At 71.0% G+C, this 20,765-nt stretch carries 23 protein-coding genes and 1 pseudogene; 8 read left to right on the top strand and 16 right to left on the bottom strand.

All coding sequences use genetic code 11. From position 1 onward, the window contains the following. Positions 1 to 9: 9 nt before the first annotated feature. Positions 10 to 951 carry a carbohydrate kinase family protein gene (locus tag ACLJQM_RS08495; protein ID WP_360779849.1) on the bottom strand — a complete coding sequence of 314 codons (942 nt, stop codon included), beginning with the start codon at positions 949 to 951 and terminating at the stop codon, positions 10 to 12. Positions 952 to 992: 41 nt separating this feature from the next. Next, positions 993 to 1,574: a TetR/AcrR family transcriptional regulator gene (locus ACLJQM_RS08490; RefSeq protein ID WP_247018010.1), complete on the bottom strand. Its 582-nt coding sequence runs from the start codon at positions 1,572 to 1,574 to the stop codon at positions 993 to 995. Positions 1,575 to 1,738: 164 nt separating this feature from the next. Between ACLJQM_RS08490 and ACLJQM_RS08485 the strand changes: the two genes are divergently transcribed. From ACLJQM_RS08485 to ACLJQM_RS08475, 3 genes and pseudogenes are all read left to right on the top strand, one after another. Next, positions 1,739 to 2,875, top strand: a complete 1,137-nt coding sequence (locus ACLJQM_RS08485; RefSeq protein WP_410630658.1) for an acyl-CoA dehydrogenase family protein — start codon at positions 1,739 to 1,741, stop codon at positions 2,873 to 2,875. Positions 2,876 to 2,919: 44 nt separating this feature from the next. Beyond that, positions 2,920 to 3,371: pseudogene (locus ACLJQM_RS08480) on the top strand (Uma2 family endonuclease). 54 nt (positions 3,372 to 3,425) lie between these two features. Further along, a complete protein-coding gene (locus tag ACLJQM_RS08475) occupies positions 3,426 to 3,974 on the top strand; it encodes a Uma2 family endonuclease (protein WP_360779857.1) in 549 nt (182 codons plus the stop codon). A gap of 19 nt (positions 3,975 to 3,993) precedes the next feature. Here the strand turns inward: ACLJQM_RS08475 and ACLJQM_RS08470 are convergent, their stop codons facing one another. The 3 genes from ACLJQM_RS08470 to ACLJQM_RS08460 are packed head-to-tail and all read right to left on the bottom strand — an operon-like array spanning position 3,994 to position 6,592. Next, on the bottom strand, positions 3,994 to 5,211 hold the full coding sequence (locus ACLJQM_RS08470; RefSeq protein ID WP_360779860.1) for an amidohydrolase: 1,218 nt from the start codon (positions 5,209 to 5,211) through the stop codon (positions 3,994 to 3,996). Positions 5,212 to 5,222: 11 nt separating this feature from the next. Next, complete coding sequence (locus tag ACLJQM_RS08465; protein WP_247018005.1) at positions 5,223 to 5,720, bottom strand: GNAT family N-acetyltransferase; 498 nt, start codon at positions 5,718 to 5,720, stop codon at positions 5,223 to 5,225. Further along, positions 5,687 to 6,592 (bottom strand): aldose 1-epimerase family protein, encoded by a 906-nt coding sequence (locus ACLJQM_RS08460; protein WP_410630655.1) that lies wholly within the window; start codon positions 6,590 to 6,592, stop codon positions 5,687 to 5,689. Before ACLJQM_RS08460 ends, ACLJQM_RS08465 begins: the two co-directional genes overlap by 34 nt. A 65-nt stretch (positions 6,593 to 6,657) precedes the next feature. Between ACLJQM_RS08460 and ACLJQM_RS08455 the strand changes: the two genes are divergently transcribed. From ACLJQM_RS08455 to ACLJQM_RS08445, 3 genes are read left to right on the top strand one after another with little or no spacing between them, the layout of a single operon-like run. Continuing rightward, positions 6,658 to 7,236 (top strand): TetR/AcrR family transcriptional regulator, encoded by a 579-nt coding sequence (locus ACLJQM_RS08455; RefSeq protein ID WP_410630654.1) that lies wholly within the window; start codon positions 6,658 to 6,660, stop codon positions 7,234 to 7,236. Continuing rightward, positions 7,236 to 8,072 carry an MBL fold metallo-hydrolase gene (locus ACLJQM_RS08450; protein WP_410630652.1) on the top strand — a complete coding sequence of 279 codons (837 nt, stop codon included), beginning with the start codon at positions 7,236 to 7,238 and terminating at the stop codon, positions 8,070 to 8,072. The genes ACLJQM_RS08455 and ACLJQM_RS08450 overlap by 1 nt, the downstream gene beginning before the upstream one ends. Continuing rightward, entirely contained in the window at positions 8,069 to 8,893 is an 825-nt protein-coding gene (locus ACLJQM_RS08445; RefSeq protein WP_410630651.1) for an MBL fold metallo-hydrolase, read from the top strand. The genes ACLJQM_RS08450 and ACLJQM_RS08445 overlap by 4 nt, the downstream gene beginning before the upstream one ends. Positions 8,894 to 8,896: 3 nt before the next feature. Here ACLJQM_RS08445 and ACLJQM_RS08440 read toward each other — a convergent pair whose 3' ends face one another. From ACLJQM_RS08440 to pdxH, 3 genes are all read right to left on the bottom strand, one after another. After that, positions 8,897 to 9,448, bottom strand: coding sequence for a DUF3558 family protein (locus ACLJQM_RS08440; protein WP_247017998.1), 552 nt, complete (start codon positions 9,446 to 9,448; stop codon positions 8,897 to 8,899). Positions 9,449 to 9,471: 23 nt separating this feature from the next. Beyond that, positions 9,472 to 10,737 (bottom strand): MFS transporter, encoded by a 1,266-nt coding sequence (locus ACLJQM_RS08435; RefSeq protein WP_410630811.1) that lies wholly within the window; start codon positions 10,735 to 10,737, stop codon positions 9,472 to 9,474. Positions 10,738 to 10,843: 106 nt separating this feature from the next. Then, complete coding sequence (pdxH, locus tag ACLJQM_RS08430) at positions 10,844 to 11,521, bottom strand: pyridoxamine 5'-phosphate oxidase (RefSeq protein WP_247017995.1); 678 nt, start codon at positions 11,519 to 11,521, stop codon at positions 10,844 to 10,846. 229 nt (positions 11,522 to 11,750) lie between these two features. Between pdxH and ACLJQM_RS08425 the strand changes: the two genes are divergently transcribed. Further along, complete coding sequence (locus tag ACLJQM_RS08425; protein WP_410630650.1) at positions 11,751 to 13,418, top strand: purine-cytosine permease family protein; 1,668 nt, start codon at positions 11,751 to 11,753, stop codon at positions 13,416 to 13,418. 46 nt (positions 13,419 to 13,464) lie between these two features. Here the strand turns inward: ACLJQM_RS08425 and ACLJQM_RS08420 are convergent, their stop codons facing one another. From ACLJQM_RS08420 to ACLJQM_RS08390, 7 genes are all read right to left on the bottom strand, one after another. Continuing rightward, a complete protein-coding gene (locus tag ACLJQM_RS08420; protein WP_410630649.1) occupies positions 13,465 to 14,175 on the bottom strand; it encodes a TetR/AcrR family transcriptional regulator in 711 nt (236 codons plus the stop codon). 111 nt (positions 14,176 to 14,286) lie between these two features. Beyond that, positions 14,287 to 14,988 carry an urease accessory protein UreD gene (locus ACLJQM_RS08415; protein ID WP_410630648.1) on the bottom strand — a complete coding sequence of 234 codons (702 nt, stop codon included), beginning with the start codon at positions 14,986 to 14,988 and terminating at the stop codon, positions 14,287 to 14,289. Beyond that, positions 14,985 to 15,674: an urease accessory protein UreG gene (ureG, locus tag ACLJQM_RS08410; protein WP_360779892.1), complete on the bottom strand. Its 690-nt coding sequence runs from the start codon at positions 15,672 to 15,674 to the stop codon at positions 14,985 to 14,987. Before ureG ends, ACLJQM_RS08415 begins: the two co-directional genes overlap by 4 nt. Next, complete coding sequence (locus ACLJQM_RS08405) at positions 15,664 to 16,335, bottom strand: urease accessory protein UreF (RefSeq protein WP_410630646.1); 672 nt, start codon at positions 16,333 to 16,335, stop codon at positions 15,664 to 15,666. Before ACLJQM_RS08405 ends, ureG begins: the two co-directional genes overlap by 11 nt. After that, positions 16,335 to 18,050 (bottom strand): urease subunit alpha, encoded by a 1,716-nt coding sequence (locus ACLJQM_RS08400; RefSeq protein ID WP_410630644.1) that lies wholly within the window; start codon positions 18,048 to 18,050, stop codon positions 16,335 to 16,337. The genes ACLJQM_RS08405 and ACLJQM_RS08400 overlap by 1 nt, the downstream gene beginning before the upstream one ends. 1 nt (position 18,051) lies before the next feature. Beyond that, on the bottom strand, positions 18,052 to 18,357 hold the full coding sequence (locus ACLJQM_RS08395) for an urease subunit beta (RefSeq protein WP_247017986.1): 306 nt from the start codon (positions 18,355 to 18,357) through the stop codon (positions 18,052 to 18,054). 12 nt (positions 18,358 to 18,369) lie between these two features. Continuing rightward, positions 18,370 to 18,672, bottom strand: coding sequence for an urease subunit gamma (locus ACLJQM_RS08390; RefSeq protein ID WP_155540714.1), 303 nt, complete (start codon positions 18,670 to 18,672; stop codon positions 18,370 to 18,372). Between the two features lie 289 nt (positions 18,673 to 18,961). On the opposite strand from ACLJQM_RS08390, the gene ACLJQM_RS08385 reads away from it, so the two are divergent. Continuing rightward, a complete protein-coding gene (locus tag ACLJQM_RS08385) occupies positions 18,962 to 20,110 on the top strand; it encodes a citrate synthase 2 (protein ID WP_247017984.1) in 1,149 nt (382 codons plus the stop codon). 58 nt (positions 20,111 to 20,168) lie between these two features. On the opposite strand, the gene ACLJQM_RS08380 is transcribed toward ACLJQM_RS08385, so the two are convergent. Beyond that, complete coding sequence (locus ACLJQM_RS08380; protein WP_410630809.1) at positions 20,169 to 20,756, bottom strand: TetR/AcrR family transcriptional regulator; 588 nt, start codon at positions 20,754 to 20,756, stop codon at positions 20,169 to 20,171. Positions 20,757 to 20,765: the final 9 nt, after the last annotated feature.

The following is a 20,765-nucleotide window of genomic DNA, read 5'->3' as shown; positions in this document are numbered from 1 at the left end:
GGACCAGGTTCACACGCCGGACGCCATATCGGCCGAAGTCGGCGGCTCGGCCCCGCTCCGCGAAACGGTGATGGACGCCGCTTTCGCCGCGAACCCCAGCGCCTCGCGCCACGCCTCGGCGTCGAGAGAAGCCAGGTCGGTGACCTCCCGGGTGTGCAGCCAGGCCAGCAGCGCGCCCTGGACGGTGTCGCCCGCGCCGATGGTGTCGACCACGGTGACTTTCCGTGCGGGCACGTGGGCCAGCTCACCTGCGGCGGTGATCACCGCGACGCCGTCGGCGCCCCGGGTGAGCACCACGGCGTCCACACCGGACTCGACCCACGTCTTCGCGGCGGCGAGCGGGTCGGCGCCGCCGGTGAGCCACGCGGCGTCGTCGTCGGAGATCTTGAGCAGCCGGACGTCCGGCAGCCAGGACGTGAACCGGGCGCGGTAGGCGGCCGGATCGGTGATGAGCGCTTCGCGGATGTTCGGGTCGAGGACGGTCAGCACGCCCCGCGCGGCCTCGCGCCGCAACATCGCTTCGTACGCCGACGCGCCGGGTTCGAGAACCATCCCGAGGGTGCCCAGCGAGAGCGCGGTCACCCGCTCCGGAAGCGGTCCCGGGTCGGCGACGAGCCGGTCGGCGGTGCCCTCGACGTAGAAGGTGTAGCGCGCGGCTCCCTTCGCGTCGAGCGCCACGACGGCGAGCGTCGTCGGCTCGTCGCCGCGCTGCAGCAGCGAGGTGTCGACGCCGGAAGCGTGCAGGCGCTCGACCATCGCGTCGCCGAAGCGGTCGGTCGACACGCGCGAGAGGAACGAGGCCGGCACGCCGAGCCGTCCGGCCGCCAGTGCGACGTTGTACGGACCACCGCCCAGCCGGGGCAGCAGCGCGCGCAGCCCACCGTCCACAGTGGAATCCAAGGGGTCGCCGGGAACCAGGTCGACCAGAGCTTCTCCGCCTACGACGATCACGCCGGGAGTTTAGTGGAGTTCAGGCTGACAATTCCTGTCCGCTATTTGTTCAGCCCGCCGAGCAGCAGTTCACCCAGAGCGGTGAACGCTTCGGCGTCGGAAACGTCCGTGCGCCGGCCGAGTTCCCCGGTCTGGATGCCTTCGATGATCAGCCCGGTCATCTCGGCGACGAGCCGGGCGTGGACGTCCCGGAACACCCCTTCGGCGACGCCCTTGTCGATGAACCGCCGGAGCCGCTGGGCCGCGAACCGGCTGTTGACCTGGTAGGCCTCGCGCGCCGGGCCGAACTCGGCGAGGTCGCGCATGAACGCGGGCGACGCCCGGTTCAGGTGCTCGGCGACGCCGGCCAGGTACTCCCCGATGAGCTTGCGCGCGTCGTCGATCCCGGCGATCCGCTCCTCGATCCGCTCCGCGGCGCCCCGGAAGAAGTGGGTGACGACCCTGACCGCGAGCTGCTCCTTGCTCGGCGCGAGCGCGTAGAGCGTCGACTTCGAGCAGCGCAGGCGCCCGGCGAGGTCGTCGAGGGTGAAGGCCACGAAGCCCTCGGCCAGGAAGAGCGCCTCCAGATCGGCGAGCAGGGCGCGCTGGCGCGCGGTCGGCCGTCGGCGGGTTTCGGGGCGCATCGGCTCACTATCTCCTACGTCATCCGGCCACCCCAGGCCCCTCGTACTGTACTCTGAGCGGGCCCACAGTACTGTTTTCAGTACCGTGACATCCCGGAGCTCCGCCCCGGGCCGGGGGCTCCGCCACCCGGAGCCCCCGAAAGACACTGGTTTGGAGGACAACGATGCCCGCCGAACGCCTGCTGCCCGACTCGGACGCCGAGGACCTGGTCACCCTGGCCACGGAGATCGCGCGCGACGAGCTCGCCCCGCGCGCGGCAGCGGCCGAGGAAGCGGAGGAGTTCCCGCGCGAACAGTTCCGCCTGCTGGGCAAGTCCGGCCTGCTGGGCCTGCCGTACCCGGAGCGCTGGGGCGGCGGCGACGTCCGGTACGAGGTCTACCTGCAGGTCCTGGAGGAGCTGGCGACCGCGTGGATGACGGTCGGCGTCGGGCTGTCGGTGCACACGATGTCCTGCTACGCGCTGGCGGAGTACGGGTCCGATGCGCAGCGCGACGAGTGGTTCCCGGACATGCTCGAAGGCTCGCTGCTGGGCGCGTACGCGCTCTCGGAGACCCAGGCCGGCTCGGACGCGGCGGCCCTGACGACCCGCGCACGACTGGACGGCGCGGACTACGTCGTCAACGGCACGAAGGCGTGGATCACGCACGCGGGCGTGGCGGACTTCTACACGACGATGGTCCGCACCGGCTCCGACGAGATCTCGTGCCTGCTGGTCGACGGGGCCACCGAAGGCCTGTCGGCGGCACCGCGCGAGCGGAAGATGGGCCTGACCGGCTCCCCGACCGCCCAGATGATCTTCGACGGCGCCCGCGTACCGGCGTCGCGGCTGCTGGGTTCGGCGGGAGACGGGCTCCGCATCGCACTGTCGTCGCTCAGCTCGGGGCGGCTCGGGATCGCGGCGTGCGCGGTCGGGCTGGCCCAAGCGGCGCTCGACGAGGCCGTGGCGTACGCGAAGGGTCGTTCGCAGTTCGGCCGCGCGATCATCGACTTCCAGGGCGTGGAGTTCCTGTTGGCCGACATGGCGGCGACGGTGGAGTCTTCGCGGGCTTGCTACCTGGAGGCGGCGCGGCGGCGCGACCGCGGGCTGCCGTTCCAGCGCCAGGCGTCGATCGCGAAGCTGGTGGCCACGGACGGCGCGATGAAGGTGACGACGGACGCGGTCCAGGTCCTCGGCGGGGCGGGGTACACGCGGGACTTCCCGGTGGAGCGGTACATGCGGGAGGCGAAGGTGCCGCAGATCTTCGAGGGCACGAACCAGATCCAGCGGATGGTGATCGCGCGGGAGCTGAAGAAGGCCTGATCGAGCGAGTTCTGTCACGCGACTGAGACACCTACGGTTGCGGAATGCCAGGTCATCTGCTGACCGTCGAGGAGTACCGAGCCCTCGGAGAGACCGACCGCGGCTTCACCGAACTGGTCGAAGGCCGAGTCGTGCCGTCCCCCAGCCCCGAGCCCGGGCACCGCCCGGCAGGCCCGGCTTCTCCCGGCGGCCTGACTTGATGATCGTCGAAAAGGCCGCGATCGTCCGCGTTCGCGCGGACGAAGACATGCTTCGGGCCGACGAGGTGGCCGTGGTCGTGGAGATCGTGTCGCCGGGCTCGAAGCGCACCGACTACCACGTCAAGCACGACGAATACGCCGACGCGGGCATCCCGCACCACTGGATCGTCGACCTCGAGGAGCCGGTCTCCCTGGTCGCTTGCCAGGGCTACCTGGACGCCTCCGCGGTCACCGGCACCTTCACCACCGACGTGCCGTTCCCGGTCAAGATCGACCTAGACACCCTCCTCGACTGACCCGACCCGGTCGAGCGAACGCTGTCTCACCCCCGGGACGGATACCGTTTCCGCATGCCCGACCAGCTGCTGAGCATCGAGGAGTACCGAGCGCTCGGGGAGTCCGACCGCGGCTTCACCGAGCTGGTCGAAGGCCGCGTAGTCCCCTCGCCCGGTGCCGGCCGCGCGCACAACCTCGCCGCCTGCCGGCTCGCCGCGCAGCTGGAACGCCAGCTGCCGCGCGGCCTCGCGTTCGTCCTCGGCACCGACCTGGACCTCGGCCTGGCGTCACCCGGCGAGCCCGGCTTCGCCCGCCGTCCGGACCTGCTGGTCTTCGAACGGACTGCCCACGACCCGATCCGCGCCCAGGACGTGGCGGTGGTCGTCGAGATCGCGACAACGGGTTCCCGGCGCACGGACTACCGCGTGAAGCACGACGAGTACGCCGACGCCGGCATCCCGCACTACTGGATCGTCGACATCACCGAGCCGGTCACCCTCGTCGCCTGCCAGGGCTACCGAGACGCGCCGGCCGTCACCGGCACCTTCGCGACCGGTGAACCCTTCGCCGTCGAGCTCGACCTGGACGCGTTGATCGGGCAGCACGCCGGAACCGCCCGGTAACCGGCGTGCCGCCCGAAACTCAGCGGGTCTCGCGGTACCTGCGGTCCTTCGAGACGCCTTCGCCCAGTTCCTCGTCGAAGTGGTACACCTCATCGCCGCGCACGAACACGCGAAGCGCGCGGTTCATCACATCGAGTGGGTCGCCGGACCACAGCACGACGTCGGCGTCCAGGCCCGGCTTCAGCGAGCCGATCTGCCCGTCCAGGCCCAGCATGGCCGCCGGGTTGACGGTCAGCGACTTGAGCGCCGTCGCCGGGTCGAGGCCGTCCTTGACCGCCAGGGCGGCCTGGTAGACCAGGAAGTTGATCGGGATCACCGGGTGGTCGGTCGTGATCGCGATCCGCACACCGGCGCGGGCCAGGATGCCGGCCGAACGCAGCGTGCGGTTGCGCAGCTCCACCTTGGACTTCGTGGTGAACAGCGGGCCGAGGATCACCGGCACGTCGCGCTCGGCCAGCAGGTCCGCGATCAGGTGGCCTTCGGTGCCGTGGTTGATGACCAGCTTGTAGCCGAACTCGTCGGCCAGCCGCAGCGCCGTCACGATGTCGTCGGCGCGGTGGACGTGCTGGTCCCAGTACAGCTCGCCGTCGAGGACCTTCGACAGCGTCTCCAGCGTCAGGTCGACCTCGTGCGGCTTGCCCTCGGCCTCGGCGTGCGCGCGCTTGGCCTGGTAGTTGCGGGCCTTGGTGAAGGCCTCGCGCAGGATCGCGGCGACGCCCAGCCGGGTCGACGGCGTCTGCTTCTTCTCGCCGTACACGCGCTTCGGGTTCTCGCCGAGCGCGCTCTTCACGCTGACGTGCTCCGCGAAGACCATGTCGAGGATGCTGCGGCCCCAGGTCTTGACGCCGATCGTCTGCCCGCCGATCGGGTTGCCCGACCCGGGCTTGATGACGACGCTCGTGACGCCACCGGCCAGCGCGTCGTCGAAGCCCGGCTCGTACGGGTCGATGCCGTCGATCGCGCGGAAGCGGGCGCCGTTCGGGTCGGTCATCTCGTTGGTGTCGTTGCCGGACCAGCCCTCGCCGTCCTCGTGCACGCCGAGGTGCGCGTGGGCGTCGATGAAGCCGGGCAGCACCCAGGTGCCGGCCGCGTCGACGAGCTCGGCGTCCTCCGGGATGTCGACGTCGGCCTCGGCACCGATCGCGACGATCTTGCCGCCGTCGATGAGGACCGTGCCGCCGTCGATGGGTTCACCGTCGATGGGGACGACGTAGCCCCCGACAATTGCCTTCGCCATAGTTCGCCACGCTAACGAACTCGTCCGGGCACGCGCACGCGGGCCTTCTCCAAGTGCACCAGTTCGTGGTTGTTCTCCGGCGTCCGGTGCGTCTCGCGGTACCCGTGCTTGGCGTACAGCCGCAGCGGCCCCACGCTGTTCGAGCCCGTGAAGAGCCGGAAAACCGTCACCTCCGCCGGCGCCGAAGACTCCGCGAACCGCAGCAGCCCGCTGCCCAGCCCGAACCCCTGCCGGTCCGGCGCGACGACCAGCCGGCCGATCACCCCGACCGGCCCGGTCACCGTCAGCCGGACCGACGCGACCAGGCGCCCGTTCTCCCTGATGCCCCAGGAGAGGCCCGTCAACGCCGCCCGCGTCTCGTCGAGCGTCTCCAGCAGCGGCGGCAGGTCGAGGTCGCCGTGCGCGCGGGCCTCGGTCACGTACGCCGCGCGCTGGAGCGTCAGCACCTCGCCCGCGTCGGCGGGGCCCAGGCGGTTCACCGGACCCGGATGCCCCAGCTGCCCGACCACGAAGCCGACGGTTCGAGCTCGATCAGGTCGGTGCCCGTGTTGAGCGCGTCGGCCGGGCAGGTCATCGGCTCGATCGCGACGGCCCGGCCGCGGCCGACCAGGTCGTCCGGGGTGAAGACCTGTGCCCAGTGGAAGTCGGGGCCGGTCCAGACCACCAATTCCTGGTCGCCGTGGGCCAGCACCACGTGGTGCGTGCCGTCCGCGGCCGCCGCGAAGCCGCCGAACGCCGTGTCCAGGTTGACGCCTTCGAGCACGCGCCCGGCGCGGAAGTCGTACTCCGTGCCCTCGACGTCCTGCTCCGGCGCGTACGGCATCTGCTCGTCACCGAGGTACGGGCGCACGCGGCTCGCCGGCAGGGTCAGGGTCAGCTCGTCGGTCGGGACGTCGCCGATCCGGAAGTACGGGTGCGTGCCGACGCCGACGCCGATCGGCTGCTCGCCCTCGTTGCGGATCTCGTGCGTAATGGTCAGTTCGCGCGGCGCCAGCTCGTACGTCACCGTCGCGCGCAGCGGCACCGGCCAGCCCGGCTGCACCTCGACGTCGACGGCCAGGGTGATCGACGACTCGGCGTGCTCCAGCAGCTCCCACTCGAGGTGGCGGGTCAGGCCGTGGATGGCGTTGCCGCGCGCCTCCTCGGTGATCTCGAGCTGCTGCTCCTCGCCCTGGAACGTCCACTTCCCGGCCTTGGTCCGGTTCGGCCACGGCAGCAGCACCTGGCCGGCGCCCTTCGGCGGCTTCTCGTCTTCGCCGAACTCCTCGACGTACGGCACTCCGCCGACCTCGAAAGCGCGCAGCCCGGCGCCGATTTCGGTGACGACGGCGCGCGCGTTGCCGCGGGTGATCTCGAACTGCTGACCGGTCGGGTTGCCCATGGCACGACCTTACCGATCCGCGAACTCACTAGACCGGTCGTCATAGTTTGCGCTACGGTCACACCATGGTCCGTCGCACCGACACGCGGCAGCGGATGCTCGACACCGCCGCCGACCTGTTCCAGACCCAGGGCTACCACGCCACCGGCCTCACTCAGCTGACGACGGCGGGCGGCGCGCCCAAGGGGTCGCTCTACTTCCACTTCCCCGGCGGTAAGGAACAACTCGCCGCCGAAGCCGTCCGCCTTTCCGGCGAACGCACCGGCGCGCTGCTCGAAGCGATCCTCCGCGACGCACCCGACGCGCCGACCGCAATCAGCCGGGCCATCGATGCGCTGGCGGCTTTCCTGACCCAGTCGGACTTCCAGCGCGGCTGTCCACTCGCGACGGTCGCATTGGACGCCGCCGCGACGAGCGATCCGATCCGCGAAGCCTGTGCCGACGGCTACTCGGCCTGGCACGCGATCTTCACGGATTACCTCGCCGGGCAAGGTCTTTCCGCCGGACGCGCGGACGAGCTGGCCACCGTCGTGCTCGCCGCGGTCGAAGGCGGGCTGCTGCTTGCCCGCACCCGCCGCGACCTCGCGCCGCTGCGCGCCGTCGCCACCCACCTGCACACCACCCTCGAGCGGGAGTTCTCCTGATGCGCGTCCACCACCTCGACTGCGGCACCATGCGCCCGCTCGGCGGAAAGCTGATCGACGGCCGACCGGGCCTGTTCCGGCGCGCCACCATGGTCTGCCACTGCCTGCTCCTCGAAACGGACACCGGACTCGTGCTCGTCGAAACCGGCATGGGCACGCCGGCCGCGGTCGACCGCACCGCCTGGCTCGGCGCCGGCTTCGTCCGCCAGTCCAACCCCGTCCCGGATCCGGCGCGGACCGCGATCGCGCAGATCCGCGCGCTCGGGTTCGACCCCGCGGACGTCCGCGACATCGTGCTGACCCACCTCGACCTCGACCACGCGGGCGGGCTGATCGACTTCCCGTGGGCGCGCGTGCACGTCTACGCCGAAGAGCTGCGGGCGTTCACCGATCCGCGCGATGCCGCCGAACGCGGGCGCTACCGCCGGATCCAGTTCGCGCACGGTCCACAGTGGACGTCCTATGCGGACACCGGCGAGCCGTGGTTCGGCTTCGACGCCGTCCGGCAGCTCGACGGCGTGGGCTCGGAGATCCTGCTGGTCCCGCTCTCCGGGCACACGCGCGGGCACGCCGGGGTCGCCGTCGACACCGGGAGCGGCTGGCTGCTCAACGCCGGCGACTCGTACTTCTTCCACGGCCAGGTCGACCCGGCCGGGCCGAGCTGCCCGCCCGGGCTCAAGTGGTTCGAGGGCCGCATGGAGACGGCGAAGGGCGCCCGGCTGGACAATCACCGCCGCCTGCGCCAGCTTGTTCAGGAGCACGGCGACGAGGTCACCGTCTTCGCCGCGCACGACGAGACCGAGTTCCTCCGGCTGAGCACCAGGAGCAGCGTATGAAGGTGCACCACCTGAACTGCGGATCGATGCGCCCGGCGGGCGGCAAGCTGCTCGACGGCGAGCCGGGCCTGCTGCGGCGGGCCGAGCTGGTCGCGCACTGCCTGCTGATCGAGACCGGCGACGGCCTGGTGCTGGTCGACACCGGCTTCGGCGCGCACGCCGTGGCCCGCCCCGACGAGTGGCTCGGCCGTCCGTTCATGGCGATGGTCGGCGCGCGCGTCGAGGCCGCGGAGACGGCGATCGCCCAGATCCGCGCGCTCGGCCTGGACCCGGCCGACGTCCGCCACATCGTGATGACCCACCTCGACGTCGACCACGCGGGCGGCCTGGCCGACTTCCCGAACGCCGTCGTGCACGTCCGCGCCGAGGAGCACCGCGCGGCGACGTCCCCGGCGAACGCGGCGGAGAAGAACCGCTACCGGGCGGCCCAGTTCGCGCACCGCCCCCTGTGGAGCACCTACGGCGAGACGGGCGAGCCGTGGTTCGGCTTCGAAGCGGTCCGCTCGCTGAAGGGCCTGCCGCCGGAGATCCTGCTGGTCCCGCTCACCGGCCACACGCGCGGCCACACCGGCGTCGCGGTCGACACCGGCGACGGCTGGCTCCTGCACGCGGGCGACGCGTACTTCTTCCACAGCCAGCTGGATCCGGTCGCCCCGCACTGCCCACCGGGGCTGACGGCGTTCCAGAACATCGTCCAGACCCTGCGCAAGCCGCGGCTGGAGAACCTGGCGCGGCTGCACGAACTCGCGCGGGACCACCACGACGAGGTCAAGGTGTTCTCCGCGCACAGCCCGGTCGAGCTGGCCGCGCTGAGGCGGTGAGCGTCAGCTGGCGTCGACGGCCTGCTTGACCAGCGGCGCGATCTGCTCGGCCGTCATCTTCGCCGGGCCGGTGTAGTTGACCAGCACCGGCGTGCCCGCGACCAGCTCCGCCGTGGCGAGGGTGGCCGTCTTCTGCTCGTCGACGTAGTAGACGGCGCCGTCCGGGAAGCCGGCGACGTCCTTCGCGCCCGCCTTCGCCTTCTTGATCGACGCCACCATCTCGGCGGGCTTGCCCTGCTTGCCCTCGTAGCGGGTGACCGCGAGCGCGCCCGCGGCCTTGCCGTCCAGCTGGTACTCGCAACTGCGCGCCTTGCCGCCGTTGGCCGCGTTGTCCTGCACCGGGCCCGGGACCGCCGTCAGGTTGTCCAGGAACAGCGCCTTCGACACGGCCGCCGCGGGCAGCAGCTTGCACGGGTCGAGCGACGCGGCCGCGGCGTTCGAGCTCGGCGCCGGCTTCGGGGCCGCGGACGACGACGTCGCCGTGGTGGGTTTGTCCCCCGAGGAGCAGGCGGTCAAAGCGGCGAAAGCGACAAAAACGACGGCGAGGGTACGCATGTTCGCACCCTAGCTCGGGCGGGCTAGGCCGTGGGAGTCCGGTATCGCCAGAACGCCGGGAGCACGAACATCGCGGCGCAGACCAGCACGATGACCAGCAGGCCTCCGCCGGTCGCGGCCGCCGACGTGCCGAACGCGGCGGCGCCCCAGCCGTGCGTGAGGTCGGCGATCCGCGGGCCGCCCGCGACCACGACGGTGAAAACGCCCTGAAGCCGTCCGCGCATTTCGTCGGTGGTCGCGACCTGCAGGATCGCCATCCGGTAGACCGCGCTGACCATGTCCGCGGCGCCGGCGAGCGCCATGAAGACGACGGCGAGCCACAGCGAGTGCGCGAGCCCGAACCCGGCGACCGCCGCACCCCACGCGCAGATCGACACGACGACCGCGACGCCCTGGCGGTGGATGCGCGTCAGCCAGCCGCTGAACAGCCCGATCAGCATCGCGCCCAGCGGCAGAGCGGCGTAGAGCCAGCCGAGCGCGGGGCCGCCGCCGGGCGGGTCGCCGAACGTGCGCTCGGCCATCTCCGGGATCAGCGCGCGCGGCATGCCGAAGACCATCGCGATGATGTCGGCGACGAACGAGGCCAGCAGGATCTTCTGCCCGGCGAGGTACCTGAAGCCGTCGACGACGTCGCTGAGCCCGGCCCGGCGCGACGGCCCGTTGAGCGGCGGGATCGACGGCAGCCGCCAGACCGCGATGAGCGTGATCGCGAGGGCGACGACGTCGATCAGGTAGAGCGTCGAGAGGCCGAGGACGGGGATCAGCGCGCCGGCGAGCAGCGGCCCGAAGACCGCTCCGAAGGTGGACATGGTGGTGTTCAGCGCGTTCGCCGACGGCAGCAGCTCGGCGGGCACGAGCCGGGCGACGACGGCGCCGCGCGTCGGCATGTTGATCGCGAAGAACGCCTGGTTGAGGGCGAGGAGGCCGAGCACCAGCCAGACGGACCCGAAGTTCGCGAACGCCTGCAGCCAGAGCAGCGCGGAGGTGATCGCGACCCCGACGTTGGTGACGAAGAGCAGCTTCCGCCGGTCGACGGCATCGGCGACGGCCCCGCCCCAGAGCCCGAAGACCAGCAGCGGCACGAGCGCGACGAGGCCGGTGAGCCCGACGTAGGCGGACGACCCGGTGAGGTCGAAAACCTGCTTCGGCACGGCGACGGCGGTCAGCTGGGTGCCCACGGCGGTGACCACAGTGGACAGCCAGAGCCGCCGGAAAGCCGGGATCTTCAGCGGCCGGGTGTCGACGATGATGCGCCCGAGCACCTTGCGCACACCCGAGCGGGGCGGCAGGGTCCCCCGTTCACCAGTCACAACCGACGAGCTTAGCTCGGCTAACTATCTCGGGGCGCGTGATTTACGTCGCCCGCGATCGAGTGACCCCGCCGACCGGCGCGACTCAGGGAGCGACGCGCTCCACGTGCCACCCGTCGTGCGTCCGCATGTACCGCAGCCGGTCGTGCATGCGGTCCTCGCGGCCCTGCCAGAACTCCACCAGGTCGGGCCGGATCCGCCAGCCGCCCCAGTGGGGCGGGGCCGGGATGTGCTCGACGTCGGCGAAGCGGCGCTCGATCCCGCTCAACGCGTTGTCCAGCGCGCGCCGGCCGTCGACCACCCGGGACTGCGGGGACGCCCACGCCCCCAGCTGCGAGCCGCGCGGGCGCTTCGCCCAGTACTCCGCCGTCTCCTTGGTGCCGACCTTCTCCACCTCGCCGCGGACGTGGACCTGGCGCTGCAGCGGGTACCAGGGGAAGGTGACCGACGCGTACCGGGTCGCGGTCAGGTCGTGGCTCTTGGTCGACGTGTAGTTCGTGTAGAACACGACACCGCGGTCGTCGAGGCCCTTGCACAACACGGTCCGCGACGAGGGGCGGCCTTCGGCGTCCGCCGTCGCGAGGACCATCGCGTTCGGCTCGGCGATGCCGGCGGCGACGGCCTGGTTCAGCCAGCCCTGCAACTGGTCGGTCCAAGTGGCGGCGAGCGCGGATTCGTCGAACGCGGCGCCGTCGTAGGCCACCCGCATTCCCGGTAGCCGTACTACGGCGTCTTCCACCTGGTCCTCGATTCCCGGCATCATGGCCAAACCTCCACGCCCGGTCGGGGCATCAGTCGACTTCGGCCCTAGGCACGTTAAGGCCTCGCGAGCTGCAGCGGAACCCACTGAACGGTGACACCCGACACGACGTCCGCGCCATCGGCCCGTAACCGCAGGACAGCAAGCCGTAACCCCCGCGTTACCCGCTGGACCAGGATCGATACAGGACGCACCTACCTTCGGCCCGTTCCCCACCACCCCGGAGGCAGGCATGACCGAGACCCTGTCCAGCGCCGAAGAAAGCGCCCCGCCGAAACGCCGCTACGCGCCGCTCGCCGCCAACGAAAACCGCGAAGACTACTCACTGCGCTTCGCCGCGCATTCGTTCCGGAAATGGTCACCGTTCGTGGTCGCGACGACCGCGCTCGGCGGCATCGCCTATCTCGCCGACTTCGCGATCGGCGCCAGCATCGTCCTTTCCTACGGCTTCACGTCCGGGGTCCTCGCGATCCTCGCCGCGGCCGTCGTGATCTTCGTGACCGGCGTGCCCATCGCGGCCGCCTGCGCGAAGTCCGGAGTGGACATGGACCTGCTGACCCGCGGGGCCGGCTTCGGCTACTTCGGGTCGACGCTGACGTCGCTCGTCTACGCGAGCTTCACCGTCATCTTCTTCTCCCTCGAAGGCTCGATCATGGGCCAGGCCTTCGAGCTGGCCCTCGGCATCCCGCTGCCGGTCGGCTACCTGCTCGCCACGCTGATCGTGCTGCCGTTCGCGCTCTACGGCATGGGCGCGGTCGCGAAGATGCAGACGTGGACGCAGCCGCTGTGGATCGCCGGCCTGGTGCTGCCGTTCGTCGTCGTGCTGGTCCGCGAGCCGGGCAAGTTCGCCGAGTTCGCGCACTTCGGCGGCACCGAGGGCGCCGGCTCCGGGTTCTCCGCGATCGGGTTCGGCCTCGGCATGGGCGTCGCGCTGTCGCTGATCGGGCAGATCGGCGAGCAGGCCGACTACCTGCGGTTCATGCCCGAAAAGACGGCGGAGAACAAGCGGTCGTGGTGGGCCGCGGTGCTCGCGGCCGGCCCCGGCTGGGTGATCCTCGGCGCCGCGAAGCAGATCGGCGGGGCGCTCCTGGCGTTCCTCGCGCTCGGCGTCGTCGGGAAGACGCACGCGCTCGAGCCGATCGCGCCGTACCTGGAGGCGGTGAAGCCGGCGCTGGGCCCGGTCGCGCTGACGTTCGCCGCGCTGTTCGTCGTCGTCTCGCAGATCAAGATCAACACGACGAACGCGTACTCGGGCTCGCTGTCGTTCGCCAACTTCTTCTCCCGCGTGCTGCACAAGCACCCCGGCCGCGTCTGGTACGTGCTGGTCAACTGCGGGATCGCGCTCACGCTGATGGAGTTCGGCGCGTTCGGCTTCCTGAACAAGATCCTGGGCTTCTACTCGAACGTCGCGATCGCGTGGATCGGCGCGGTGTGCGCGGACCTGGTGATCGCGAAGCCGCTCGGGCTCTCGCCGCGCTACATCGAGTTCAAGCGGGCCTACCTGCACAAGATCAACCCGGTCGGGTTCGGCTCGATGCTGGTCGCGTCGGCGGTGTCGATCGTGGCGTACTTCGGCGCGTTCGGGCCGTTCCTGGCCGCGTTCAGCCCCCTGCTCGCGCTGGTCATCGCCATCGTTCTCGTGCCGACGCTGGCCGTCGCGACGAAGGGGAAGTACTACCTGGCCAGGGAGAACACGGTCATGACCGCGGGGGCCGACCTGCGCGCGACGCACACCTGCTCGGTCTGCGGCGACCCGTACGAGCTGCCGGACGTCGCGGACTGCGCGAAGCAGGACGGCCCGATCTGCTCGCTGTGCTGCACGCTCGACAGCACCTGCCACGACGTGTGCCAGACGGCCGGCCCGGTTTTGCTGGGTCTGCCGACGGCCCGGACCCCGTAGAGTCCGTGAAGGCCCTTCACCAGCGTCCGCTGCCGGTGAAGGGCCTTCACGTTGGCCGGGTTCCCCCCGGGTCCCCCTCCCGGCTCGACTCCTTCACGTCCGAGGCGGCGCCGGGGTTGCCCGGGATTTCCAAGATCTTTTCCGGCCGCATGATGGCCGCCAGCATCAGGGCGCGCAGCTCCGCGCCGACGTCCTCGACCGGCAGCGGCGGCTCGTGCGCCTGCCACTCGCGCAGCAGCCCGGTGGCCGCGCCGACCAGCGCGATCGCCGTCAGCCGGTAGTCGCGATCGGGCGCGACACCGTGTTCGGCCGCGCGGCGGGCCTCGGTCGCGATGAAGGTCGCCCACCGGTCGACCCAGATCTGGTGCTGCGCTTCGAGCTCCGGGCTGACACCGACCGCTTCGACGTAGTTGAGCCGCGGCAGCCGGGGATCGACGGTGACGGTGTCGATGAAGACGTCGAGCAGCGTGGCGATCCGGGTCATGGCATCGGCGCCGGCGACCTTGTCGAGCGCGTCGGTGACGTGCTCGAGCGCGAGGGTGTTGATCTGGTCGTGGAGGATGCGGAGCACGTCCTCCTTGCCGGTGAACTCCTCGTAGAAGTTCCGCGTCGAGACCCCCGCGCGCCCGCACACTTCGGTGATCTTGGTGTGCCGGAACCCGGCGGAGGTGAACAGCTCGAGCCCGGCCGCGAGCAACCGCTCACGGCGGTCGGCACGGCGTTGTTCGGGTGCGACGCCGCCGTAGGTGCGAGCCACCGGTTGTCTCCTCCTTCTGAGGGATTGCCAGATCCTACCGGGTCGGCTACTTTGTGAAAATTTCTATTACCACTTTTGCGGAAACGGCGGCACCGACCTGCTCCTGAGCTCTTACGAACTCGCGAAGGGACGAAGAGCGGTAACGGCGTCGGGGGCCAGGGACGTCGTGAGGGTGCCGCCCGCGGCCAGCGGGGTGCGGGACCACCACTCGCCCGATGCCGCTGGGAGGTCCGGGCCGCCGATCTCCAGATCTGTTGCCAGGACCCGGCGGCCCGCCAGCACCGCCAGGCTGCCGTCCAAGGCCGATCCGATCGGCAACGTCTGCCGCAGCACCGGCACCGAACCCCGCACGACCGACGACGAAGTCGTCAACGAACCCGGGGACTCCCCCGCCCGGCCGAGCACCAGCACCTCCCGCGTGTGCAGGTAGGCGTCCGAAGCCACCTCGGCGCGGAAAACCGCCGTGTGCCGGGCCCGGGCCGTGATCACCGTCGGCTCCGGGAGGTACTCCAGCGAACCGCCCGGCTCCACAACGACGTCCACAGTGGACAACGACGGCTCGCCGTGGAGGCCGGGCAGGGCGAGGGTCGCCGCCACGCCGGACAAGCGCAGGGACGCTCCCGGCCCCACCCGGATGGTGAGCAGCAGATCGTCGCCACCGAGCGGGGACGTCGCCGAATTCACCAGGTGGACCACCGCCGCCGGACCGCGGCCGCGGCGAGGGAACAACGTCAGCGGCGCCATCGAACGCAGCTCTCGCAGCACCGTTCGCGAGCCGTCGAAGCACGCCGTCAGCCGGGCGTGGGCCTTCACAGCAGGGAACGGACCCAGCCGGCCACCGCCGGGGCGTCCGGGGTGTCCACCAGGGACTGCGTGATGACCGGCAGCTCGCCGCGCATCCGGTGCGCGTCCGACGTCATCACGTTCATGTCCGCGCCCACCAGGTGCGCGATGTCGGTCTTGTTGATCACCAGCAGGTCCGCCGTCGTCACGCCGGGGCCGCCCTTGCGCGGGACCTTGTCGCCGCCCGCCACGTCGACCACGAAGATCTGGCTGTCGGCCAGGCCGCGGCTGAACACCGCCGTCAGGTTGTCGCCGCCGCTTTCGATGATCACCAGGTCCAGGCCCGGGAATTTCTCCTCCAGGCGCTCGACCGCGTCCAGGTTCGCCGTGATGTCGTCGCGGATCGCCGTGTGCGGGCACGCGCCCGTCTGCACCGCCTCGATGCGCGCCGGGTCCAGAACGCCCGCGCGGCGCAGGAAGTCCGCGTCCTCGGTCGTGTAGATGTCGTTCGTCACCACCGCGAGGTTGATCTCGTCACCCAAAGCGCGGCACAGGGCCGCGGTGAGCGCCGTCTTGCCCGAACCCACCGGGCCGCCGATGCCGATCCGGTACGCGCGGCCGGCCGTCGGCGCCGGGTCGTAGTGGTCGGGATCGGCGGCCGTCGGGTCGAAGCTGACCTCGTGGACGTGACCGTGACCGTGACCTTCAGCTGGCAAAGAGACGCACCTCTTCCTGGTGGTGCCGGGCGTGCGCCTCGGCGAACAGATCCAACGCCGGCGATCCCGGCGAAGGCAGCGACGCCGGATCGTCCCCGGCCACGGCCGCCGCTTCCGCACAAACCGGGGCGAGGTCCAACCGAGCCACGACGGCGTTGACGGCGAAGGGATCCAGACCCAGCAGCCGCACGACCGCGCTCGCCGGACCGCTCACCGCCAGGTACGCGGCCGCCATCGCGGCGTCGTACGGCGAGCCGCCCGCGACGCCGACCAACGCGCCCAGCACGATGGGGTGGTGGGGACGCGGGGTTTCGGTCAGCAACGCGTCCAGAACGGGAGACGGCCAAGCGATCCGGCCGGCCCGAGCGGTACCGCGGCCCTGCGCCCGCGATGCCTCACGCTGCGCGAGCGACGGGGTGCGCGCGTCCAGCTCACTGTCCAAAAGCGACCAGTTCCCGCCCGCGGCGGTCGCATGTGCCGAGGCAGCGGCGAAAACGGCCGCCAGGAACCCCGCCGTCCGCAACCGTCCGGAAAGGAATCCCGGCAGATCACGCACGGACGTCACCAGCCGGCGGGAGACGACTTCCTCCATCCCGCCACTGTGAACGTGCCCGCCGCCGGGGAAACGGGAGTCCGCGAGGATCAGCGCCGAAAGGTCCATCAGAAGAGGAAGTACCGTTGGGCCATCGGCAGTTCCGTCACCGGCTGCGGCTCGATCAGCTCGCCGTCGACGTGCACGGCGAAGCTGTCCGGCTCGACGCGGACGTTCGGGGTGGCGTCGTTGAGCACCATGTCCGCCTTCGTCCGCGCCCGCATGTTCGAGACGGCGACGAGCGGACGCGTGATGCCGAACTTCTCGCGCAACCCGCTGTCCAAAGCGGACGGTGCGACGAAGTGCAGGCTCAAGGCGGCACCGATGTTCGCCCCGAACATGGGGCGCGCCATGACCGGCTGCGGCGTCGGGATGGACGCGTTCGCGTCGCCCATCGCCGCCCACGCCGGGAAGCCGCCCTTCAGCACCACGTGCGGGCGGACGCCGAAGAACTTCGGCTCCCACAACACGAGGTCCGCGAGCTTGCCGACCTCGACCGAGCCGATTTCGGTCTCCATGCCGTGCGCGATGGCCGGGTTGATCGTGTACTTGGCGACATAACGACGTGCGCGCAGGTTGTCGGCCGCGCCGTCGCCGGGCAGGGCGCCGCGACGGCGTTTCATCACGTGCGCCGTCTGCCAGGTCCGGATGATCACCTCGCCGATCCGGCCCATCGCCTGCGAATCCGAGCTCATCATCGAAATGGCGCCCAGGTCGTGCAGCACGTCTTCGGCGGCGATGGTCGACGGCCGGATGCGGCTCTCGGCGAACGCGAGGTCCTCCGGCACCGACGGGTTGAGGTGGTGGCAGACCACCAGCATGTCGAGGTGCTCGTCGAGGGTGTTGGCCGTGTGCGGCCGGGTCGGGTTGGTCGACGACGGCAGCACGTTCGGCAGCGAGACGACCTCGATGATGTCCGGCGCGTGGCCGCCACCGGCACCTTCGGTGTGGTACGCGTTGATCGAGCGCCCGCCGATGGCGTCCACAGTGGACTCCAGGAAGCCGGCCTCGTTGAGCGTGTCGGTGTGGATCGCCACCTGGACGCCGGCTTCGTCGGCCACGGTCAGGCAGGCGTCGATGGCGGCCGGGGTGGTGCCCCAGTCCTCGTGCAGCTTGAAGCCGCCCGCGCCGGCCGCGAGCTGCTCGCGCAATGCGTCGTGCCGGACCGTGTTCCCCTTGCCCAGCAACAGGACGTTGACCGGGTAACCGTCCATGGCGGACAGCATCCGGCCGAGGTTCCACGCGCCGGGCGTGACGGTCGTGGCCTTCGTGCCCTCGTTGGGACCGGTGCCGCCACCGACCAACGTGGTCAGCCCGGCGGCCAGCGCGGTGTCGACGAGCTGCGGGCAGATGAAGTGGACGTGGCAGTCGATGCCGCCCGCGGTGAGGATCTTCCCGTTGCCGGCCAGGACTTCCGTCGACGGCCCGATCACCAGCGCCGGATCGACGCCGTCCATCGTGTCCGGGTTGCCCGCCTTGCCGATGCCGACGATCCGGCCGTCGCGCACGCCGACGTCGGCCTTGACGACACCCCAGTGGTCGAGGATGACCGCGCCGGTGATGATCAGGTCGGGGGCGCCCTCGGCCCGGGTCGCCGTCCCCTGGCCCATGGACTCGCGGATGACCTTGCCGCCGCCGAACAGCACCTCGTCGCCGGAGCCGCCGGGGCCCATCGAGCGGTCCTCGGTGACCTCGATCAGCAGGTCGGTGTCGGCGAGCCGGATCCGGTCGCCGGTGGTCGGGCCGAACAGCTCGGCGTAGCGCTCGCGGTCGATCTGCGGCATTTCAGAACTCCCCGGCGAATTCGGACCGCAGGCCCGGAACACGGCGCGCGCCGGCGAGCGGCACGAGGTCGACTTCGCGCTCGACGCCGGGCTCGAACCGCACCGACGTCCCGGCCGGGACGTCGAGCCGGTGGCCGCGGGCGGCGTCCCGGTCGAATTCGAGGCCCGGGTTGACCGCGGCGAAGTGGTAGTGCGAACCGACCTGCACCGGCCGGTCGCCGAGGTTGCGGACCAGGAGCCGGACCCGCGGACGGCCGGGGTTCAGCTCGACCGGCTCGTCGCCGGGAATGATTTCACCTGGGCGCATGGATCCCCTCATTCACACGATCGGGTCATGCACGGTGACGAGCTTGGTGCCGTCCGGGAACGTGGCCTCGACCTGCACGGAGTCGACCATCTCGGGCACGCCGTCGAGCACCTGCGCCCGCGAGAGCACGCTCCGGCCGCTCGCGACCAGCTCGCTGACCGTGCGCCCGTCGCGGGCCCCTTCGAGGACGTGGTCGGTGATCAGCGCGACCGCCTCGGGGTAGTTCAGCCGGACGCCGCGGTCCAGCCGCTTCCGCGCGACGTCCGCCGCCACGTGGACGAGCAGCTTGTCGCGCTCCTGCGGACTGAGGTGCATCCGCTAGGTCTATCACCCGGACCACGACGTCGCCTGGTTCGGAAACATACCTTTAACCTGGACTTCGTCACAGTCCGTGGCGAAAATTCTCCGGTCGCACGGCTTCGGTGACTGAATCGTTCTCGTAATCGTGACCGAAACCACCGCTTCTTTCGATTGCCCCCCGGCGATCGAGGGAGCAAGGTCTATCCATCCGTGCGATGGCGCGCGCGTTCCGTGCGCATTTCCGTCCGCGCGTGCACCACCACCAAGACGGGGAAAAAAGCGCACCGAAAGGTTCCGCGAAACAGTGACTACCTCCACGATCAGCAAGCCACAGCCGTCCGGCCAACCCGACGACGGCTTCCGACCGGGTCTGGAGGGCGTCGTCGCCTTCCACACCGAAATCGCCGAACCCGACCGGGACGGCGGTGCGCTGCGCTACCGCGGCGTCGACATCGAGGACCTCGCCGGAAAGGTGACCTTCGGGGACGTGTGGGGCCTCCTCGTCGACGGCCGGTTCGGGCACGGCCTCCCGCCCGCCGAGCCCTTCCCGCTGCCGGTGCACACCGGCGACGTCCGGGTGGACGTCCAGGCCGCGCTGGCCATGCTCGCGCCGATCTGGGGCTACCGCCCGCTGCTCGACATCACCGACGAAGAGGCCCGTGAGCAGCTGGCCCGCGCCTCGGTGATGGCCCTGTCCTACGTCGCGCAGTCGGCGCGCGGCATCGGCCAGCCTGCCGTGCCGCAGGCCCGGGTCGACGAGGCCCACTCGATCACCGAGCGGTTCCTGATCCGCTGGCGCGGCGAGCCGGACCCGGCGCACGTCCGGGCGCTCGACGCCTACTGGGTGTCGGCCGCCGAGCACGGCCTCAACGCCTCGACCTTCACCGCGCGCGTCATCGCCTCCACCGGGGCGGACGTCGCGGCGGCCATGTCCGGCGCGATCGGCGCGATGTCGGGCCCGCTGCACGGCGGCGCCCCGGCGCGCGTGCTGCCGATGATCGAAGAAGTCGAACGCTCCGGCGACCCGGCGGGCCTGGTCAAGGGCATCCTCGACCGCAAGGAACGCCTGATGGGCTTCGGCCACCGCGTCTACCGCGCCGAGGACCCGCGGGCGCGGGTGCTGCGCCGGACGTGCAAGGAGCTCGGCGCGACCCGCTACGAGGCGGCCGCCGCGCTGGAGCAGGCGGCGCTGAAGGAGCTGCGCGAGCGGCGCCCGGATCACCCGATCGAGACGAACGTCGAGTTCTGGGCCGCGGTCATCCTGGACTTCGCCCAGGTCCCGCCGCACATGATGCCCGCGATGTTCAGCTCGGCCCGCACCGCCGGCTGGGCCGCGCACATCCTGGAGCAGAAGCGCACCGGACGTCTGGTGCGCCCGTCGGCCAAGTACGTCGGCCCGGCGCCCCGCACCCCCGAGGACGTCGAGGGCTGGGAACTGGTCACCAAACACTGACCCCCCAATGCGCACTTTCACGTGAAAGTGATCCGGAGGCGCGCCCTCCACATCACTTTCACGTGAAAGTGCCGGCCTCTTCGTGGGTGGCGGTGGCGGCGAGCATCGCCGTGAGCTGGGCGACCAGCCACGTGTCGAGGTCTTCACGGGCGATCGTGCGTTCCTGGAGCCAGCTCAGCAGGGCGCCCTCGACGACCGCGGTCCAGCAGCGGAGCGTCAGGGAGAGCAGCGGCGAGGGGTCCGTGACGGACAGCGCGTCCAGGATCAGGGCCACCGCGCGGTTGCGGACCTCGTCGATCGCCGCGTCCGTGTCCGACGTCGCGATCACCGAACCGCTGCGCAGCAACGCGATGTACCCGGCCCGGTAGTGGTCGGCGACGTCGATCAGGCCGCGGACGGCCGCCCGGAGCCGGGTTTCGGGCGGCCCCTCCTCGAGCCCGGCGAGTCCGTCGATGAGCCCGTCGGTGACCGTGCGCAACGCCTGCACCTGCAGTTCGCGCAGGCTGGAGAAGTACCGGTAGAACAGCGGCCGCGACACCTCGGCGCGCGCGACGATGTCGTCCACGGTGACCAGTTCCGGTGCCCGTGACCCGAACAGGTCGAGCGCCGCGCCGATCAGGTCGTCGCGGCGGGCCTGCGGTGACATCCGCCGCGG

The organism is Amycolatopsis sp. cmx-4-83, from assembly GCF_046548815.1.
Classification (GTDB): Bacteria; Actinomycetota; Actinomycetes; order Mycobacteriales; family Pseudonocardiaceae; genus Amycolatopsis; species Amycolatopsis pretoriensis_A.
The sequence above is the reverse complement of the archived record's forward strand: the minus strand, read 5'-3'. Positions and strand labels throughout refer to the sequence as shown.

What these genes read in the sequence shown, in the direction of transcription:
- ACLJQM_RS08450 (WP_410630652.1), top strand. Translation starts at nt 7,236, where the DNA reads ATGCGCGTCCACCACCTCGACTGCGGCACCATGCGCCCGCTCGGCGGA.
- ACLJQM_RS08380 (WP_410630809.1), bottom strand. Translation starts at nt 20,756, where the DNA reads ATGTCACCGCAGGCCCGCCGCGACGACCTGATCGGCGCGGCGCTCGAC.
- ACLJQM_RS08405 (WP_410630646.1), bottom strand. Translation starts at nt 16,335, where the DNA reads ATGGACCTTTCGGCGCTGATCCTCGCGGACTCCCGTTTCCCCGGCGGC.
- ACLJQM_RS08390 (WP_155540714.1), bottom strand. Translation starts at nt 18,672, where the DNA reads ATGCACCTCAGTCCGCAGGAGCGCGACAAGCTGCTCGTCCACGTGGCG.
- ACLJQM_RS08475 (WP_360779857.1), top strand. Translation starts at nt 3,426, where the DNA reads ATGCCCGACCAGCTGCTGAGCATCGAGGAGTACCGAGCGCTCGGGGAG.
- ACLJQM_RS08490 (WP_247018010.1), bottom strand. Translation starts at nt 1,574, where the DNA reads ATGCGCCCCGAAACCCGCCGACGGCCGACCGCGCGCCAGCGCGCCCTG.
- ACLJQM_RS08440 (WP_247017998.1), bottom strand. Translation starts at nt 9,448, where the DNA reads ATGCGTACCCTCGCCGTCGTTTTTGTCGCTTTCGCCGCTTTGACCGCC.
- ACLJQM_RS08445 (WP_410630651.1), top strand. Translation starts at nt 8,069, where the DNA reads ATGAAGGTGCACCACCTGAACTGCGGATCGATGCGCCCGGCGGGCGGC.
- ACLJQM_RS08460 (WP_410630655.1), bottom strand. Translation starts at nt 6,592, where the DNA reads ATGGGCAACCCGACCGGTCAGCAGTTCGAGATCACCCGCGGCAACGCG.
- ACLJQM_RS08425 (WP_410630650.1), top strand. Translation starts at nt 11,751, where the DNA reads ATGACCGAGACCCTGTCCAGCGCCGAAGAAAGCGCCCCGCCGAAACGC.
- ACLJQM_RS08395 (WP_247017986.1), bottom strand. Translation starts at nt 18,357, where the DNA reads ATGCGCCCAGGTGAAATCATTCCCGGCGACGAGCCGGTCGAGCTGAAC.
- ACLJQM_RS08455 (WP_410630654.1), top strand. Translation starts at nt 6,658, where the DNA reads ATGGTCCGTCGCACCGACACGCGGCAGCGGATGCTCGACACCGCCGCC.
- ACLJQM_RS08400 (WP_410630644.1), bottom strand. Translation starts at nt 18,050, where the DNA reads ATGCCGCAGATCGACCGCGAGCGCTACGCCGAGCTGTTCGGCCCGACC.
- ACLJQM_RS08470 (WP_360779860.1), bottom strand. Translation starts at nt 5,211, where the DNA reads ATGGCGAAGGCAATTGTCGGGGGCTACGTCGTCCCCATCGACGGTGAA.
- ACLJQM_RS08485 (WP_410630658.1), top strand. Translation starts at nt 1,739, where the DNA reads ATGCCCGCCGAACGCCTGCTGCCCGACTCGGACGCCGAGGACCTGGTC.
- pdxH (WP_247017995.1), bottom strand. Translation starts at nt 11,521, where the DNA reads ATGATGCCGGGAATCGAGGACCAGGTGGAAGACGCCGTAGTACGGCTA.